A 14128-nucleotide genomic window follows, 5' to 3' on the forward strand; every position below is an offset into this window, starting at 1 on the left:
ATGCGCCACATTAACCGATATCCCCAAAAGGGGATGCGCCTGACGCTGATGCTGCTGCCGTTTGTGCTGCTGATCGCCGCCTGGTTTATGGGATCGGCGGTGCGGCTGGAAGCCAATCCGCAGGACAAGTTGCTGCCAGGCCTGTCGCAGATGGCGGCGGCCATTGACCGGATGGCGTTCACCCCGGACAAACGCAGCGGCGAGTATCTGCTGTGGGCCGACACGCTGATCAGCCTGAGCCGTCTGCTGACGGGCCTGGCCGTCTCGTCGCTGATCGGTCTCGGCATCGGTATCGCCGCCGGCGTCTTCCCGATGTACCGCGCGGCGCTGTCGCCGCTGATGACGGTGGTGTCAATGATCCCGCCGCTGGCGATCCTGCCGGTGCTGTTTATCGTCTTTGGCCTGGATGAGCTGTCGAAAGTGATGCTGATCGTCATCGGCATTACGCCGATGCTGGCGCGCGACCTGGAGCAGCGGGCGCGGGAAATCCCGGCGGAGCTGTTTATAAAGGCGCAGACCCTGGGGGCCAATAGCTGGACGGTGGTGCTGCGGGTGGTGCTTCCTCAGCTGCTGTCGCGGCTGATCGCTTCACTGCGCCTGCTGTTGGGCTCGGCATGGCTGTTCCTGATCTCCGCCGAGGCCATCTCCGCCACCGCCGGGCTGGGGTATCGCATCTTCCTGGTGCGGCGCTATATGGCGATGGACGTGATTATTCCGTATGTCATCTGGATCACGCTGCTGGCATGGCTGATGGATCTGGCGCTGCGTCAGCTGCACAAAGCCTGTTTCCCGTGGGCGGAAGGAGGCCGGGGATGAGTTTTATCGACATCAAAAACATCTGGCAGGAGTACGGCGACCACGTGGTGCTGGAGCGCATTAATCTGCAGGTGAAAGAGGGCGAGTTTTGCTCAATGGTCGGCGCGTCCGGCTGCGGTAAATCGACCTTTCTGCGTCTGCTGCTCGGTCAGGAGCAACCGACCCGCGGCGCCATCCTGCTCGACGGCCAGCCGCTGGCGGCGGAGCCGGACCGCAGTCGCGGCGTGGTTTTCCAGCGCTATTCGGTGTTTCCGCATCTCAACGTGCTGGATAACGTCGCCATCGGCCTGGAGCTGCCGGCGTCCCCGCTGCTGGGGCGCCTGTTTGGCGGCAGAAAGCGCGAGGCCCGGCAACAGGCCCAGCGAATGCTGGAGAAAGTGGGCCTGGGACACGCCCTGGATAAATACCCGGCGCAGCTCTCGGGCGGGATGCAGCAGCGGCTGGCCATTGCCCAGGCGTTCGTGATGCAGCCGCGGGTGCTGCTGCTGGACGAGCCCTTCGGCGCGCTGGATCCCGGCATTCGCAAGGATATGCATGCGCTGCTGCTCCAGCTGTGGAGCGAAACGCGCATGACGGTGTTTATGGTCACCCACGACCTGGCCGAAGGCTTCAACCTGGGCACGAGGCTGCTGGTGTTCGACAAAGTGCGCATCGACCCGCAGGCGCCCAACGCCTGGGGAGCGCGTATTACCTACGACATCCCGCTCAATGAAGCGCGGATGGCGCAACTGGCCGCCGGTAGCGACACCAACGTTTACGCATTAAGGAGATAAATTGATGACTGAACTGTTTCACTCCACCCCCAGCCTGCGCGAAGAGCGGCTTCCCGGCGGGGCGCACACCTCGCTGATTTTGCGCAAAGGGCAGATCCTGCGCCTGACCGATCTCGACGGCGGGGCAAACGTCAGCATGATGATGCTCAATCCCCATGAGAAAAGTGAGCGGCTCAACCTGCCGGATACCCTCAAAGGACAGCATACCGCGCGCCTGACCGCCGGGCACTGTTTCTACTCCGATATGGGCCGGGTGCTGGCCGGGATCGTCGCCGACAGCTGCGGCTGGCACGATCCGTTCGGCGGGGTCCTCAACGCCGGGGAGACGCACGACAAATATGGCGACGGACGCTACCAGGAATTACGCAATGGCTTCTACCGCAACGGCGTCGATAACCTGCTGGTGGAGATGGGGAAATGGGATCTCGGTCTGGAAGATCTGCTGATGGTGGTCAACTTCTTCAGCAAAGTGACCGTCGATGACGAGGGGCGCTTTCACTTTGTCTCCGGCAACAGCCGCGCCGGGGACTATGTGGAACTGTATGCCCCGATGGACGTCCTGCTGGTCCTCACCGCGCTACCGCATCCTCAGGATCCGGCCACAGAGTATGCCCCCCGTCCGGTACAGCTGAGCTGGTATCAGGCCGACGATGAAGACGCGGCCACTCAGGCGCTCCTGACCCGCGATGAGAACCTGCGCGCGTTCCGCAATACCCAACTTTTTGCCCTGTAAGGAGGCGTTTATGACCCTTATCACCAGTCACCGACGTCCGGAAGAGGCCGTCTATCGCCATGTGATCCCCGCCGGGGAGCCGTGGCTGTTCGAGGTTAAACAAGGGCAAACCCTGCGTCTGCTCGATCTCGAAGGCAACCAGGCGATTGATACCCTGTTTTACAACGCCGACAACCCGCGCGAGCGCTACGATGCGCAGCGCACGCTGCGCCGCCAGGGTAACGCCTACCTCACCGCCGGCAGCGTGCTCTATTCCAACCTTGGCCGTCCGCTGATGACCATCGTGGCCGATACCTGCGGGCGGCACGATACCCTCGGCGGCGCCTGCGCCCAGGAGAGCAACACCGTCCGCTACGCCCTCGACAAGCGCTACATGCACAGCTGCCGGGATAATTTCCTCTGCGCCTGTCTGCATGATGGCCGTCTGCATAAGCGCGATATCGGCGCCAACATTAACTTCTTTATGAACGTGCCGGTGACGCCGGAGGGCGGTCTGACCTTTGCGGATGGCATCTCGGCGGCGGGAAAATACGTGGAACTGCGCGCGGAGTGCAACGCCATGGTGTTGATCTCCAACTGCCCGCAGCTCAACAATCCCTGCAATGGCTGGAACCCGACCCCCGCCGAGGTGCTGGTATGGAACTGACCCGCTGGCAGCGCTGGCGTTTGCTGGCCTTTCGGCTGTTCGCCGTTCGCGCCGACCGCCTGAACCACACGCCGACGCGCCATCTTTAAGCGCCGGTTCTCCCGGGGACGACCTCAGGGGAAGACGAATTGTTGCGGGACGACCCGCTTCGCTGTGAGTTCCGCTTATGTTTGATACCTTACTGATTGCCAACCGCGGTGCGATTGCCTGCCGCATTCTGCGCACCCTGCGCGCCATGCAGGTGAAGGGCGTCGCCGTTTACGCCGAAGCCGACCTGAGCAGTCTGCACGTCCGCGAAGCGGATGAGGCGCTGAGCCTTGGCGAGGGGCCGGCAGCGCAAACCTATTTAGTCGTAGAGAAGATCATTGCCGCCGCGCGGCAGAGCGGCGCCCGCGCCATCCACCCCGGCTACGGCTTTCTGTCGGAAAACGCCGCCTTCGCCGAGGCCTGTGAGGCGGCGGGACTGGCGTTTGTTGGCCCGACCCCGCAACAGCTGCGAACCTTCGGCCTGAAGCATACCGCCCGCGCGCTGGCCAAAGCGGAGGGCGTTCCGCTGCTGGAAGGCAGTGACCTGCTGGCCGACAGCGAAGAAGCCTGCCGGGCGGCAGAGGCGGTGGGCTACCCGGTGATGCTCAAGAGCACGGCGGGCGGCGGGGGGATTGGCATGCGCGTCTGCCGCGACGCCCGCGAACTGAGCGAGGCGTTTGCCACGGTGCAGCGGCTGGGGCAAAACAACTTCAGCGACGCCGGGGTGTTTCTCGAAAAATATATTGAACGCGCCCGCCATCTCGAGGTGCAGATCTTCGGCGACGGGAAGGGGGCGGTTATCGCCCTCGGCGTGCGCGACTGCTCGCTGCAGCGGCGTAACCAGAAAGTGATTGAGGAGACGCCGGCGCCAAATCTGCCGGACGGGATGGCGCAGGCGCTGTGTAGCGCGGCCATTGCCCTCGGTAAAGCGGTGAACTACCGCAGCGCCGGGACGGTGGAGTTTGTCTACGACAGCGCGGCGCAGCGCTTTTATTTCCTCGAGGTCAATACCCGGCTGCAGGTGGAGCACGGCGTCACGGAGCAGGTGTGGGGCGTGGACCTGGTGCGCTGGATGATCGCCCTGGCGGCAGGGGATTTACCGCCGCTGAGCGAGCTGTCCGCCGGGCTACAGCCCCGGGGGCATGCCATTCAGGCGCGAATTTACGCCGAAGATCCTGGCCGCCAGTTTCAGCCTTCGCCCGGACTGTTAACCGACGTCTGGTTTCCGCCGGCGGACGGCGCTACCCTGCGCATCGACCGCTGGGTGGAGGCCGGCTGTGAAGTACCGCCGTTTTTTGACCCGCTGCTGGCGAAAGCTATCGTCTGGCGCCCCAGCCGCGATGAGGCGATCGACGGCCTGGCGCAGGCCCTGGCGGAGACCCGCCTGTACGGCGTCGAAACCAACCGCCAGTACCTGCAGCAGATCCTTGGCTTTGCGCCGTTCACCGCCGGGGAACCCTGGACCCGCTGTCTGGAGCAACTGCGCTACCGGGCCGATACCGTGGAGGTACTCAGCGCCGGCACCCAGACCAGCGTCCAGGACTACCCGGGACGTCTGGGGTACTGGGCGGTGGGCGTACCGCCCTCAGGCCCGATGGATGACCGGGCGCTGCGCCTGGGCAATCGTCTGCTGGGCAATGCCGAGGGCGACGCCGCGCTGGAGATCACCCTTAGCGGACCCACGCTGAAATTTAATACCGCGGTGCAGGCGGTGGTCTGCGGCGCGCCGCTGCCCGTAACGCTCGACGGCATTGACCAGGAGATGGACGGCGTCTTCTCTGTTCCGGCGGGGGCGACCCTCAGGCTGGGGGCGATAAGCGGGCCAGGCGTCAGAAGCTATCTCTGCCTGCGCGGCGGCATTCAGGTGCCGGACTACCTGGGCAGTAAAAGCACCTTTACCCTCGGTCAGTTTGGCGGCCACGGCGGACGGGCGCTGCGCGCCGGCGACGTGCTGCATCTTGCGCCTCCGGCTGAGACCATGGAAGGCGCGGCGCTTCCCGCAGGGTTGCGCCCTGAGCTTTTGGAAGTACGAACGCTGCGGGTGATTTATGGCCCCCACGGCGCGCCGGAGTTCTTTACCCCGGCGTATATGGCGACCTTTTTTGCCACCGACTGGGAAGTGCATTTTAACTCCAGCCGCACCGGCGTGCGCCTGATCGGGCCCAAGCCGGTCTGGGCCCGCGACAGCGGCGGCGAAGCCGGGCTCCATCCGTCGAATATTCACGACAACCCCTACGCGGTGGGGGCGGTGGATTTTACCGGCGATATGCCGGTGATCCTCGGGCCGGACGGCCCAAGCCTCGGGGGCTTTGTCTGCCCGGTCACGGTGATCGAAGCCGATCTCTGGCAGCTGGGCCAGCTTAAGGCGGGGGATAAGGTGCGCTTTGTGGCGGTTGACGTCCCCACCGCCCGGCGGCTGGCGGCAGGCCGTCGCGCAGAGCTGGCGACCCTGCAGGCGCAGGACGTTGCCTGGCAGCCTGTGCCGCTCACCTCGCCGGTGGTGATGACCTGCGGCGACGCTGACAAACGCCTGGTGGCGCGCCTCTCCGGCGATACCCATCTGCTGCTGGAGGCCGGTGAGGCGGAGCTGGATCTGGTGCTGCGCTTTCGCATCCATGCCCTGATGCAGGCCCTTGAGGGGCAATCCCGGGACGGGATCATCGATATCACGCCGGGGATCCGCTCTCTGCAGCTCCATTTCCAGCCGGAAACGCTGGCGCTGGAGACACTGCTGGCGTGGGTCCGCGAGGAGTGGGCCACGGTCTGCATGAGCGACGATCTGCAGGTTCCGACACGGGTGGTGCATCTCCCGCTCTCCTGGGACGATCCGGCCTGCCGCAAGGCGATCGACAAATATATGACCACCGTCCGCCCGGACGCCCCCTGGTGCCCAAGCAACCTCGAGTTTATTCGCCGGATAAACGATCTCCCGGATGAGCAGGCGGTGTGGCAAACGGTGTTTGACGCCAGCTATCTGGTGATGGGTCTCGGCGATGTCTATCTCGGCGCGCCGGTGGCCACGCCCCTTGATCCGCGCCATCGGCTGGTCACCACCAAATACAACCCGGCGCGAACCTGGACGGCGGAAAACTCGGTGGGCATCGGCGGAGCGTATCTGTGCGTTTACGGCATGGAAGGCCCGGGCGGCTATCAGTTTGTCGGCCGCACCCTGCAGATGTGGAATCGCTATCACGAGGTGGCCGATTTTGCCGGCAAGCCCTGGCTGCTGCGCTTTTTCGACCAGCTGCGTTTCTATCCGGTCTCGGCGGAAGAACTGCTGGCTATTCGCCGCGATTTCCCGCTCGGACGCTACCCGCTGCGCATCGAGCACAGCACGCTGCGGCTGGCGGAGTACCAGCAGTTTCTCTCTCGCGAGGCGCAGAGCATTAGCGCATTTCGCGACCATCAGCAGCGGGCGTTTAACGACGAGCGCGAGCGCTGGATCGCCAGCGGCCAGGCCCATTTCGACAGTCAGGAGAGCGCGACAGAAGAGGCGGGCGATGCGCCGCTGCAGCCGGGGGAGCAGGGCGTGGAAAGCCCGGTATCCGGTAATCTGTGGCAGGTACAGACCGCGGCCGGCAGCCAGGTACGCGCCGGCGATGTGCTGGTGGTGCTTGAGTCGATGAAAATGGAGATCCCGCTGCTGGCGCCGTGCGATGGCAGGGTTCAGCAGGTCAATGTGCAGCCAGGCAGCGCGGTGCGTGCCGGGCAGCGGGTGGCAGTGATTATTGAGGAGAAGGCATGATGCAGCAGACGTTTGATTTACGCCTGGCGACTCTGGCGGCGAACTATCGTAACGGCCACACCACCCCGCGCGCGCTGCTGGCGGAGATCCGCCAGCGGGCGCAAGCGCTGGATCCCGAGTTTAATCTGTTTATCCATCTCCTGAGCGAAGCGGAGCAGGCGCCGTTTCTGGCGGCGCTGGAAGGCCATTCGCCAGACACGCTCCCGCTGTACGGGGTGCCGTTCGCCATCAAAGATAATATTGATCTTGCGGAGATCGTCACCACTGCCGCCTGTCCGGCGTTTGCTTACCGGCCGACGCAAAGCGCGACCATTGTCGCACAGCTGATTGCCCTGGGGGCGGTGCCGGTGGGCAAAACCAATCTCGATCAGTTTGCCACCGGCCTGAACGGGACCCGTTCGCCGTATGGTCGCTGCCGCAACGCGTACCATCCCGCTTATCCCTCCGGCGGCTCCAGCGCCGGCTCGGCGCTGGCGGTAGCCCTGGGCGTCGCCAGCTTCGCGCTGGGGACCGACACCGCCGGTAGCGGTCGCGTCCCGGCCGGGCTGAATAACCTGGTGGGCCTGAAAGCGACGAAAGGGGTGATCTCCACCGCCGGGGTGGTACCGGCCTGCCGCACGCTGGACTGCGTGACCTTTTTCAGCGCCACCGCCGACGAGGCCAGCCAGCTGCTGGCGCTGGTTGCCCGGGCCGATCCGCAGGATAGCTACAGCCGCCGCAATCCCCAGTGGAACAGTCGTCAGGCCTTCGGCAGGCCGTCCGCCGGGTTTCGCTTTGGCGTCCCGCGGGAGCTTAACTTCCTCGGCTGCCGCGCCAGCGAAGCGCTGTTCGCCCAGGCCGTGCAGCGGCTGACGGCGCTCGGCGGGGAAGCCGTGGCGATCGATTTCGCGCCTTTTCTCGCCGCCGCCCGCTTGCTGTATGACGGGCCATGGGTCGCTGAACGCTATGCGGTGGCTGGCCCGTTGATTGAGCAGCAGCCGGACGCCGTGCTGCCGGTTATTCGCGACGTGCTGGCGAAAGCGCCTGATATCGACGCGACGGCGACCTTTAAGGCGATGTATCAGCTGCAGGAGTATAAAGCGCAGTGCGATGCTATCCTCGAGACGCTGGACTGCGTGCTCACGCCAACCGTTCCGCGGCCGGTAACGCTGGACGAGCTGGCGGCGGAGCCCATCGCCCGCAACGCCGACCTGGGCTACTACACCAACTTTATGAACCTGCTGGACTATGCGGCGGTGAGCGTGCCGTGCGGGTTTATGCCCGACGGACTGCCCTCCGGCGTCACGCTGTTCGGCCGGGCTTTTACCGATCAGTATTTGCTGAGCCTGGCCGACGCCTTCCAGCGCGCGGAGCGGCTGCCGCTGGCAGGCGGCGCGCGGCTGGAGAGCCCGCCGCCTGCGCGCCCCGCGGGCCATGATCGGATGGCCCTGGCGGTATGCGGCGCCCACCTGACCGGCCAGCCGCTGAACGGCCAATTGCTGGCGCGGGGCGGCCGGCTGCTGCAGGCGACCCACAGCGCGCCGCGCTATCGGTTGTATGCCCTCCCGGATGGCAAGCGCCCGGCGATGGTGCGTGACGAGCCAGAGGGGGCTGCGATAGCGGTGGAAGTCTGGGAGATCCCCAGCGCTGAGGTGGGGTCGCTGCTGGCCGCCATCCCCGCGCCGCTGGGGCTGGGACAGATTGAGCTGGCGGACGGCCGCTGGGTGACAGGCTTTATCTGCGAAGCCGGGGGGCTGGGCGCGGCCACCGAGATCACCGCCTGGGGCGGCTGGCGTCAGTGGCTGGCCAGGTAAACGGAACACCCTCTGCGATAGCGCCGCAGAGGGAACTTCCGCACCATCCGGGCGATGCCTCCCTGACGCCGAGCGACGGTCGGGGAAGGTTACTGATTGTGTGGGGCGGGATAAAACACTTCGGCTGTCCATTGCGCTGATGGCTGGCGGTATTGCTGCCAGAACAGTTCGGCAATCTCCCGGACTTCGACGGAACCCGGCTTGACGTACGCCCCCACCGTCACGATGGAAAGATGAATATTCTGCGCTTTTAAGAGCGGAAAAAGGGCATGCGTCAGGTTAAGCAGCCCGGCTTTACCGACGCTCAGCGTCAGATACTCCGGATGAGGCTGAGTGGCAAACATCCCGCCAGTCAGCAGGATCGCGCCTGCTCCACGCGCGGCCATCAGCGGAGTGACCGCTTTGATGGCGGCATATACCGCGCCAACATTGGTGGTGAGATCCTGGATGAAGCCTGCCACCGACTGGGTCTCCAGATTACCGTCATGCATGGCCGCGGCGTTGAAGTGCAGCACATCCACGCCGCCGGTCTCCACCTCTACCTCGCGAATGAGTTCCACGATACTGGTGATATCGCTGGCGTCCGCCACGCGACCTTCCGCGGCTAATCCAGCCGCTCTCAGTTGGTCGGCCTGCGCCGCCACATAGTTTTTATTGCGTGAGGACAGGACAATCCGGAATCCCTCACCACCAATATCAGTGAAGCGCTGCTGACGGCGGTTATTCGGGCAACCGGGATCGCACTGCTGCCGGGGTGGATGGTTTGCAAGGCGGTGCAGCGCGGGGAACTGGTCCGCGTGCTGCCCGACTGGCGTAGCGCGGCGAAGGTCAGCGTTTATGCCCTGATGCCGCCCGGCACGCTGGTTCCCGCCAAGACCCGGGTATTTATCGACACGCTATGCCATCAGCTGGCGTCATCTCCGCTGTGGCAGGACGAATTGAAGCGATAAGCAGGGGGGACCGCTAGAGTAAGCCATGGATGGCGGTTATACCGCGGTACTGGCCCGGACTTTGAGTACTGACGGAATTTCTATGAACTTTTCACAAGGCTTATCGTTAAGCAGCTCGAGAAGCGCTTTTCCCGCCTTCACCCCAATGTCATGCCAGGGAAATTCAACGGTTGTCAGGGCAGGGGAACAGACTGTCGATAAAACCCCGCCGCCTAAACTCGCAATGGCTACGGTATTGGGCACTTTGATCCCGGCGCTGTGGCAGGCCATCATGCATCCGCACGCCATTTCATCCGAAGTGCAAATTAGCGCATCCAGATCGCCCCAGGTAATCATCATATCCTTGAAAATATTCACGCCTGTGGCGATGGTTGAAGGCAAATGCGTGGTCACCACCCGATGTGGCGAACGGTTCAGGGCCAACATCGCCGTATTCCAGCCACTCAGAAGCTGGCGAAACATCGTATTGTTGGCTGGGGTACACAACAACGCGATGTTTTTTAATGAGGCATCCGCGAGGTGGGTTACGATCTGTTTCACTGCCTTACCGTAATCCACGCCGATGCACATGCCAACAGGCTGGGTATTTAACGCGCCAATTTCCAGGATAGGCACATCTACATTGGCCAGCAGCTGGGTGCAGCTCTCAATGGTGTCGATATTGAACTGAATAATCGCTGCCGGGTTATAGGCGAGCATTTTTTCAAACGTTTTTTGTTCGTTTTGACCGTCATGACCAGATTCCATAAACATCATGGTATAGCCACGTTCAGTCAGCATTTTTTGTAATGCTTCCGACACCGGCAAAAAACCTGGCGAAGAGAAGGTGGGGACGACGGCCAAAATGAGATCGGAATGGACCGACGCCAGATTACGCGCCTGGAGATTGGGGACATAGCCGAGTTGACTGACTGCCGCATCAATACGATCGCGAAGGTCAGGGTTGACTTTTTCAGGCATTCTCAGCGCACGGGAGACGGTCATGGCGCTCACGCCGACAAACTCAGCCACTTCGGTCAGGGTTATCTTCCCAGTTCCCTTACGACGTTTTTCTTTCGGGCTATTGTCTGCGTCTAGACTCTTCACCAGGATCACCAACCGTTTGAAAAATAATAAGTAACAAAAGTAAATCGTTGATACGCATTATAACTTACCACAGCGTAGGGGAAAGCACATTATAACACATGTTAGCGGTAACTCTGTTTTTAACATTTTTGCTTGTTAGCGCTAACTTTGAGAGATGTATCACAGTTGCATTTTATTTAGCTGTTTATAGTTCAGCACATGGAATCCCTCGGGAGTGCATATGATTAGAGACTGGTTAACCCCGGATAAAATTAATGTCATTAACGCAATAGATAACTGGAAAAATGCCATTCGACTCTCAGCAGAACCTTTGCTGGCGCAGGGGTATATGGCAGAGCACTATATTGAGGCGATTTTTAAAAGCCATGAAGAATTTGGGCCTTATTATCTATTAGCCCCAGGATTAGCGATGCCTCATGCCCGCCCCGAGCAAGGTGCATTGAGGAATGGATTATCACTCCTTCATATTAAAGAGGGCATCTCATTTGGCTCGACTGAGAACGACCCGGTATACGTGGTTATTATGCTATGCGCTTGTTCCGGGAATGAACATATCACGATGATCGGTGAACTGGCAGAACTCTTTAGCGATCGGCAAAAGCTAGAACGATTGTTAAAAGCCGATGATATTAAGGCAATTCAGGCCGTTATTGACTGAAGGAAAAGAGAATGAAAAAAGTACTCATCGTCTGTGGCAATGGTTTAGGCAGCAGCTTTATCGTTGAAATGAATGTCAAAAAAATCCTTGCTGAAATGAATAAAGAGGCTGAAGTCGCACATACCGACCTGACGTCAGCGAAAAGCGAAACTGCGGACCTTATTCTGAGCGCCAACGATATTGCCGAACATTTAACTGGTCATTCCGCGAAGGTTGTTGGATTAAGTAATTTACTCGACAACAATAAAATCAAAGAGATTTTAGCAGAACACATTTAAGCAACGGCTTTCTGAACCGTGGAGTTTAATATGCTTCATTTCCTTATTTACGATGTGTTAGGGACACCGGCGATTCTGGTTGGATTGTTTTCTCTAATCGGTCTGCTGTTGCAAAAAAAAGGAATTTCAGACGTTATCTCAGGCACCCTGAAAACCATCATGGGTTTTGTTATTTTAACGGCTGGCGCCGGTATCATTGCCTATACATTAACCATTTTTAGCCAACTATTTGAACATTCATTTCATATTCAGGGGGTGGTGCCTAACACCGACGCGATGGCCGCGCTGGCGCAGAAGAATTATGGCACGGAAACCGCCACAATCATGGTGCTGGGCATGTTGATCAATATCGCCCTGGCGCGTCTGACGCCATTAAAGTACATCTTTTTAACGGGCCACCATACGCTCTATATGGCCGCGATGCTGGCGGTGATCTTGTCAGTAGGTGGCTTGTCGGGTGGTTGGGTGGTGGCCATCGGGGCGGTGATTCTCGGCGCGATGATGGTGATCTCTCCGGCGATCTTGCAGCCGTTTACCCGAAAAATTACCAATACCGACGATCTGGCTCTCGGCCATTTTGGCTCTATTGGTTATCTGCTCTCCGCGCTGGTGGGAAAAGTCGTAGGGAAAGGTAGCCCCTCGATTGAAGAAATTAAAGTGCCTAAGTCACTCAATTTCCTTCGTGACTCGTCGGTGGCCATCTCTCTCACCATGATGATTCTGTTCCTGGTGCTGGTGGTCGTCGCGGGCAAAACCTTTGTCGAGGAGACCCTGAGTGCCGGTCAAAATTTTATTATCTTCGCCATTATTCAGTCCCTCACTTTTGCTGCGGGGGTTTATATCATCCTCGCCGGTGTGCGGATGGTGATTGCTGAGATTGTGCCAGCGTTTAAAGGTATTGCAGACAAACTCGTGAAAGACGCGAAACCCGCGCTGGACTGCCCGACGGTGTTTCCCTTTGCTCCCAATGCCGTTATCGTCGGGTTTCTCGCAAGCTTTGTTGCAGGCCTGCTCAGCATGTTTCTCTGCCCGCTGTTCGGTTTGAGCGTCATCGTCCCGGGACTGGTGCCTCATTTCTTCTGCGGGGCAACGGCTGGCGTTTACGGCAACATCACCGGCGGACGTCGTGGGGCAGTGGTGGGGGCATTTGCCCATGGTCTGCTCATTTCGTTCCTGCCGGCAATCCTTTTGCCAATGATGGGAGATATGGGCCTGGGTTCTACAACCTTTGGCGATGCAGACTTTGGCGTTGTCGGCATCGTTTTAGGTCATATCATCGCAATGTTTAACTAACTATTTATTATCGGAGCTGGTTTATGGGCGCAAAATTTTCACCCTCACTGATGTGTATGGATTTGACACAGTTCAAAGAACAGATCACAGCCATGAATAACAAAGCGGATCTTTATCACGTAGATATAATGGATGGCAATTACGTCCGCAATATCACTCTGTCTCCCTTTTTTATTGAGAATCTGAAAAAAATCACTACCGTCCCCATCGATGTCCATCTGATGGTGAACCACCCGGAAGATATTATCCCAATGTGTCTCGACGCAGGAGCCGATATCATTAGCTTCCATCCCGAGACTGCGAATAACAAAATATTCCGCCTGCTGAATCAGATCAAGGATGCGGGAAAACAATGCGGGGTGGTGCTGAACCCGACGACACCGGCTGAAAGCATTGCTGAATATGCGCACCTGCTGGATAAAGTGACGGTCATGTCAGTTGACCCTGGCTATGCCGGGCAAAAGTTTATTCCTGAGTCGCTGAACAAAATAAGAAAGCTCATCAGTATGCGCAAAAATAATGGCTATCATTATCTCACGGAAATTGATGGTTCTTGCAATGAAAAAACCTTTGGTCTGATTGCTGAATCTGGGGTGGATGTATTTATCGTTGGTACATCTGGCCTGTTTTCTCTTCATGAAGATGTCAGCCTGGCGTGGGATAGAATGATCGATATTTTCCAGCGTGAAACCGTCGCTGCCTGATTCATTTTTTGCGTATTATTTATTTCGAACCACAGTGTATATTCAAGTGAATTTAAAAAAACTGCATCACGCCAGCGATGCCTGTTCTGTTATTCAACGACCACTCTATATGAATGCGGGTGAATTATGGATATTGCTACAGTACTTAATGTAAAGAACATCAAGCTAAAAATGACTGCCAGAACGAAAGAAGAGGTGATAGAAGAACTCACCGAGTTACTGGTACAGGATGGTGCGGTGACCAATAAGGAGGACTTTATTCGCGATGTTTGGTTACGTGAAGAGCAAGGCTCAACCGGTTTTGAAAATCATATTGCGATCCCGCATGGTAAATCTTCCGGTGTGGCCCGAACCGCATTAGCTATCGGTCGTACCCAACATGAAATCCCCTGGGAGACAATGGATGGTAGCGATGTCCGCTGTATTATTTTATTTGCTGTCTGCCTGGTGGATCAAAATGCCACTCATATTCGCCTGTTAGCGCAAGTATCCGGATCGCTGGCAGACGAAGACATTATTGCTAAGTTACTGGTTGAATCTGATCCACATAAAATCATTGCGCTTTTCAATTCGGAAACTGAAAGCGCCGATGCGTAATACATAGTTGTTAACATCCTTTTGTACCT

The 14128-nt window shown here is 59.0% G+C and carries 14 protein-coding genes; 12 read left to right on the forward strand and 2 right to left on the reverse strand.

What is annotated here, in order from left to right; translation table 11 throughout:
* From LGM20_RS12395 to atzF, 6 genes are all read left to right on the forward strand, one after another.
* Complete coding sequence (locus LGM20_RS12395; RefSeq protein WP_023289736.1) at positions 1-816, forward strand: ABC transporter permease; 816 nt, start codon at positions 1-3, stop codon at positions 814-816.
* Complete coding sequence (locus LGM20_RS12400) at positions 813-1589, forward strand: ABC transporter ATP-binding protein (RefSeq protein WP_044523302.1); 777 nt, start codon at positions 813-815, stop codon at positions 1587-1589. Before LGM20_RS12395 ends, LGM20_RS12400 begins: the two co-directional genes overlap by 4 nt.
* 4 nt (positions 1590-1593) lie before the next feature.
* A complete protein-coding gene (locus tag LGM20_RS12405; protein ID WP_044523301.1) occupies positions 1594-2322 on the forward strand; it encodes an urea amidolyase associated protein UAAP1 in 729 nt (242 codons plus the stop codon).
* Between the two features lie 10 nt (positions 2323-2332).
* Entirely contained in the window at positions 2333-2968 is a 636-nt protein-coding gene (locus LGM20_RS12410) for an urea amidolyase associated protein UAAP2 (RefSeq protein WP_023289733.1), read from the forward strand.
* A 166-nt stretch (positions 2969-3134) separates the two neighbouring features.
* The gene (uca, locus tag LGM20_RS12415; RefSeq protein WP_044523299.1) at positions 3135-6740 is read left to right on the forward strand and encodes an urea carboxylase; all 3606 of its coding nucleotides are present in this window, start codon (positions 3135-3137) and stop codon (positions 6738-6740) included.
* A complete protein-coding gene (gene atzF, locus LGM20_RS12420) occupies positions 6737-8533 on the forward strand; it encodes an allophanate hydrolase (RefSeq protein WP_044523297.1) in 1797 nt (598 codons plus the stop codon). The genes uca and atzF overlap by 4 nt, the downstream gene beginning before the upstream one ends.
* An 89-nt stretch (positions 8534-8622) precedes the next feature.
* Here the strand turns inward: atzF and LGM20_RS12425 are convergent, their stop codons facing one another.
* A complete protein-coding gene (locus tag LGM20_RS12425) occupies positions 8623-9177 on the reverse strand; it encodes an SDR family NAD(P)-dependent oxidoreductase (protein ID WP_232689705.1) in 555 nt (184 codons plus the stop codon).
* A 93-nt stretch (positions 9178-9270) separates the two neighbouring features.
* On the opposite strand from LGM20_RS12425, the gene LGM20_RS12430 reads away from it, so the two are divergent.
* Entirely contained in the window at positions 9271-9483 is a 213-nt protein-coding gene (locus LGM20_RS12430) for a type 2 periplasmic-binding domain-containing protein (protein WP_238142194.1), read from the forward strand.
* A 36-nt stretch (positions 9484-9519) separates the two neighbouring features.
* On the opposite strand, the gene LGM20_RS12435 is transcribed toward LGM20_RS12430, so the two are convergent.
* The gene (locus LGM20_RS12435) at positions 9520-10572 is read right to left on the reverse strand and encodes a LacI family DNA-binding transcriptional regulator (RefSeq protein WP_044523402.1); all 1053 of its coding nucleotides are present in this window, start codon (positions 10570-10572) and stop codon (positions 9520-9522) included.
* A gap of 217 nt (positions 10573-10789) precedes the next feature.
* Between LGM20_RS12435 and LGM20_RS12440 the strand changes: the two genes are divergently transcribed.
* The 5 genes from LGM20_RS12440 to LGM20_RS12460 all read left to right on the forward strand — a co-directional run bounded on the left by LGM20_RS12440 (position 10790) and on the right by LGM20_RS12460 (position 14099).
* Positions 10790-11227, forward strand: a complete 438-nt coding sequence (locus LGM20_RS12440; protein ID WP_044523291.1) for a PTS sugar transporter subunit IIA — start codon at positions 10790-10792, stop codon at positions 11225-11227.
* A gap of 11 nt (positions 11228-11238) precedes the next feature.
* Positions 11239-11505, forward strand: a complete 267-nt coding sequence (locus LGM20_RS12445) for a PTS sugar transporter subunit IIB (protein WP_044523289.1) — start codon at positions 11239-11241, stop codon at positions 11503-11505.
* Between the two features lie 30 nt (positions 11506-11535).
* A complete protein-coding gene (locus LGM20_RS12450) occupies positions 11536-12798 on the forward strand; it encodes a PTS ascorbate transporter subunit IIC (protein ID WP_044523287.1) in 1263 nt (420 codons plus the stop codon).
* Positions 12799-12821: 23 nt separating this feature from the next.
* On the forward strand, positions 12822-13502 hold the full coding sequence (alsE, locus tag LGM20_RS12455) for a D-allulose 6-phosphate 3-epimerase (RefSeq protein ID WP_044523283.1): 681 nt from the start codon (positions 12822-12824) through the stop codon (positions 13500-13502).
* A 126-nt stretch (positions 13503-13628) separates the two neighbouring features.
* Entirely contained in the window at positions 13629-14099 is a 471-nt protein-coding gene (locus LGM20_RS12460; RefSeq protein ID WP_044523281.1) for a PTS sugar transporter subunit IIA, read from the forward strand.
* Positions 14100-14128: the final 29 nt, after the last annotated feature.

Origin of the sequence: Klebsiella quasipneumoniae subsp. quasipneumoniae, assembly GCF_020525925.1 — a bacterium.
Taxonomy (GTDB): domain Bacteria; phylum Pseudomonadota; class Gammaproteobacteria; order Enterobacterales; family Enterobacteriaceae; genus Klebsiella; species Klebsiella quasipneumoniae.

Bases quoted from the DNA above. Each gene is read 5' to 3' on its own strand.
- LGM20_RS12395 (WP_023289736.1), top strand. From the start codon at position 1: ATGCGCCACATTAACCGATATCCCCAAAAGGGGATGCGCCTGACGCTG.
- LGM20_RS12400 (WP_044523302.1), top strand. From the start codon at position 813: ATGAGTTTTATCGACATCAAAAACATCTGGCAGGAGTACGGCGACCAC.
- LGM20_RS12405 (WP_044523301.1), top strand. From the start codon at position 1,594: ATGACTGAACTGTTTCACTCCACCCCCAGCCTGCGCGAAGAGCGGCTT.
- LGM20_RS12410 (WP_023289733.1), top strand. From the start codon at position 2,333: ATGACCCTTATCACCAGTCACCGACGTCCGGAAGAGGCCGTCTATCGC.
- uca (WP_044523299.1), top strand. From the start codon at position 3,135: ATGTTTGATACCTTACTGATTGCCAACCGCGGTGCGATTGCCTGCCGC.
- atzF (WP_044523297.1), top strand. From the start codon at position 6,737: ATGATGCAGCAGACGTTTGATTTACGCCTGGCGACTCTGGCGGCGAAC.
- LGM20_RS12440 (WP_044523291.1), top strand. From the start codon at position 10,790: ATGATTAGAGACTGGTTAACCCCGGATAAAATTAATGTCATTAACGCA.
- LGM20_RS12445 (WP_044523289.1), top strand. From the start codon at position 11,239: ATGAAAAAAGTACTCATCGTCTGTGGCAATGGTTTAGGCAGCAGCTTT.
- LGM20_RS12450 (WP_044523287.1), top strand. From the start codon at position 11,536: ATGCTTCATTTCCTTATTTACGATGTGTTAGGGACACCGGCGATTCTG.
- alsE (WP_044523283.1), top strand. From the start codon at position 12,822: ATGGGCGCAAAATTTTCACCCTCACTGATGTGTATGGATTTGACACAG.
- LGM20_RS12460 (WP_044523281.1), top strand. From the start codon at position 13,629: ATGGATATTGCTACAGTACTTAATGTAAAGAACATCAAGCTAAAAATG.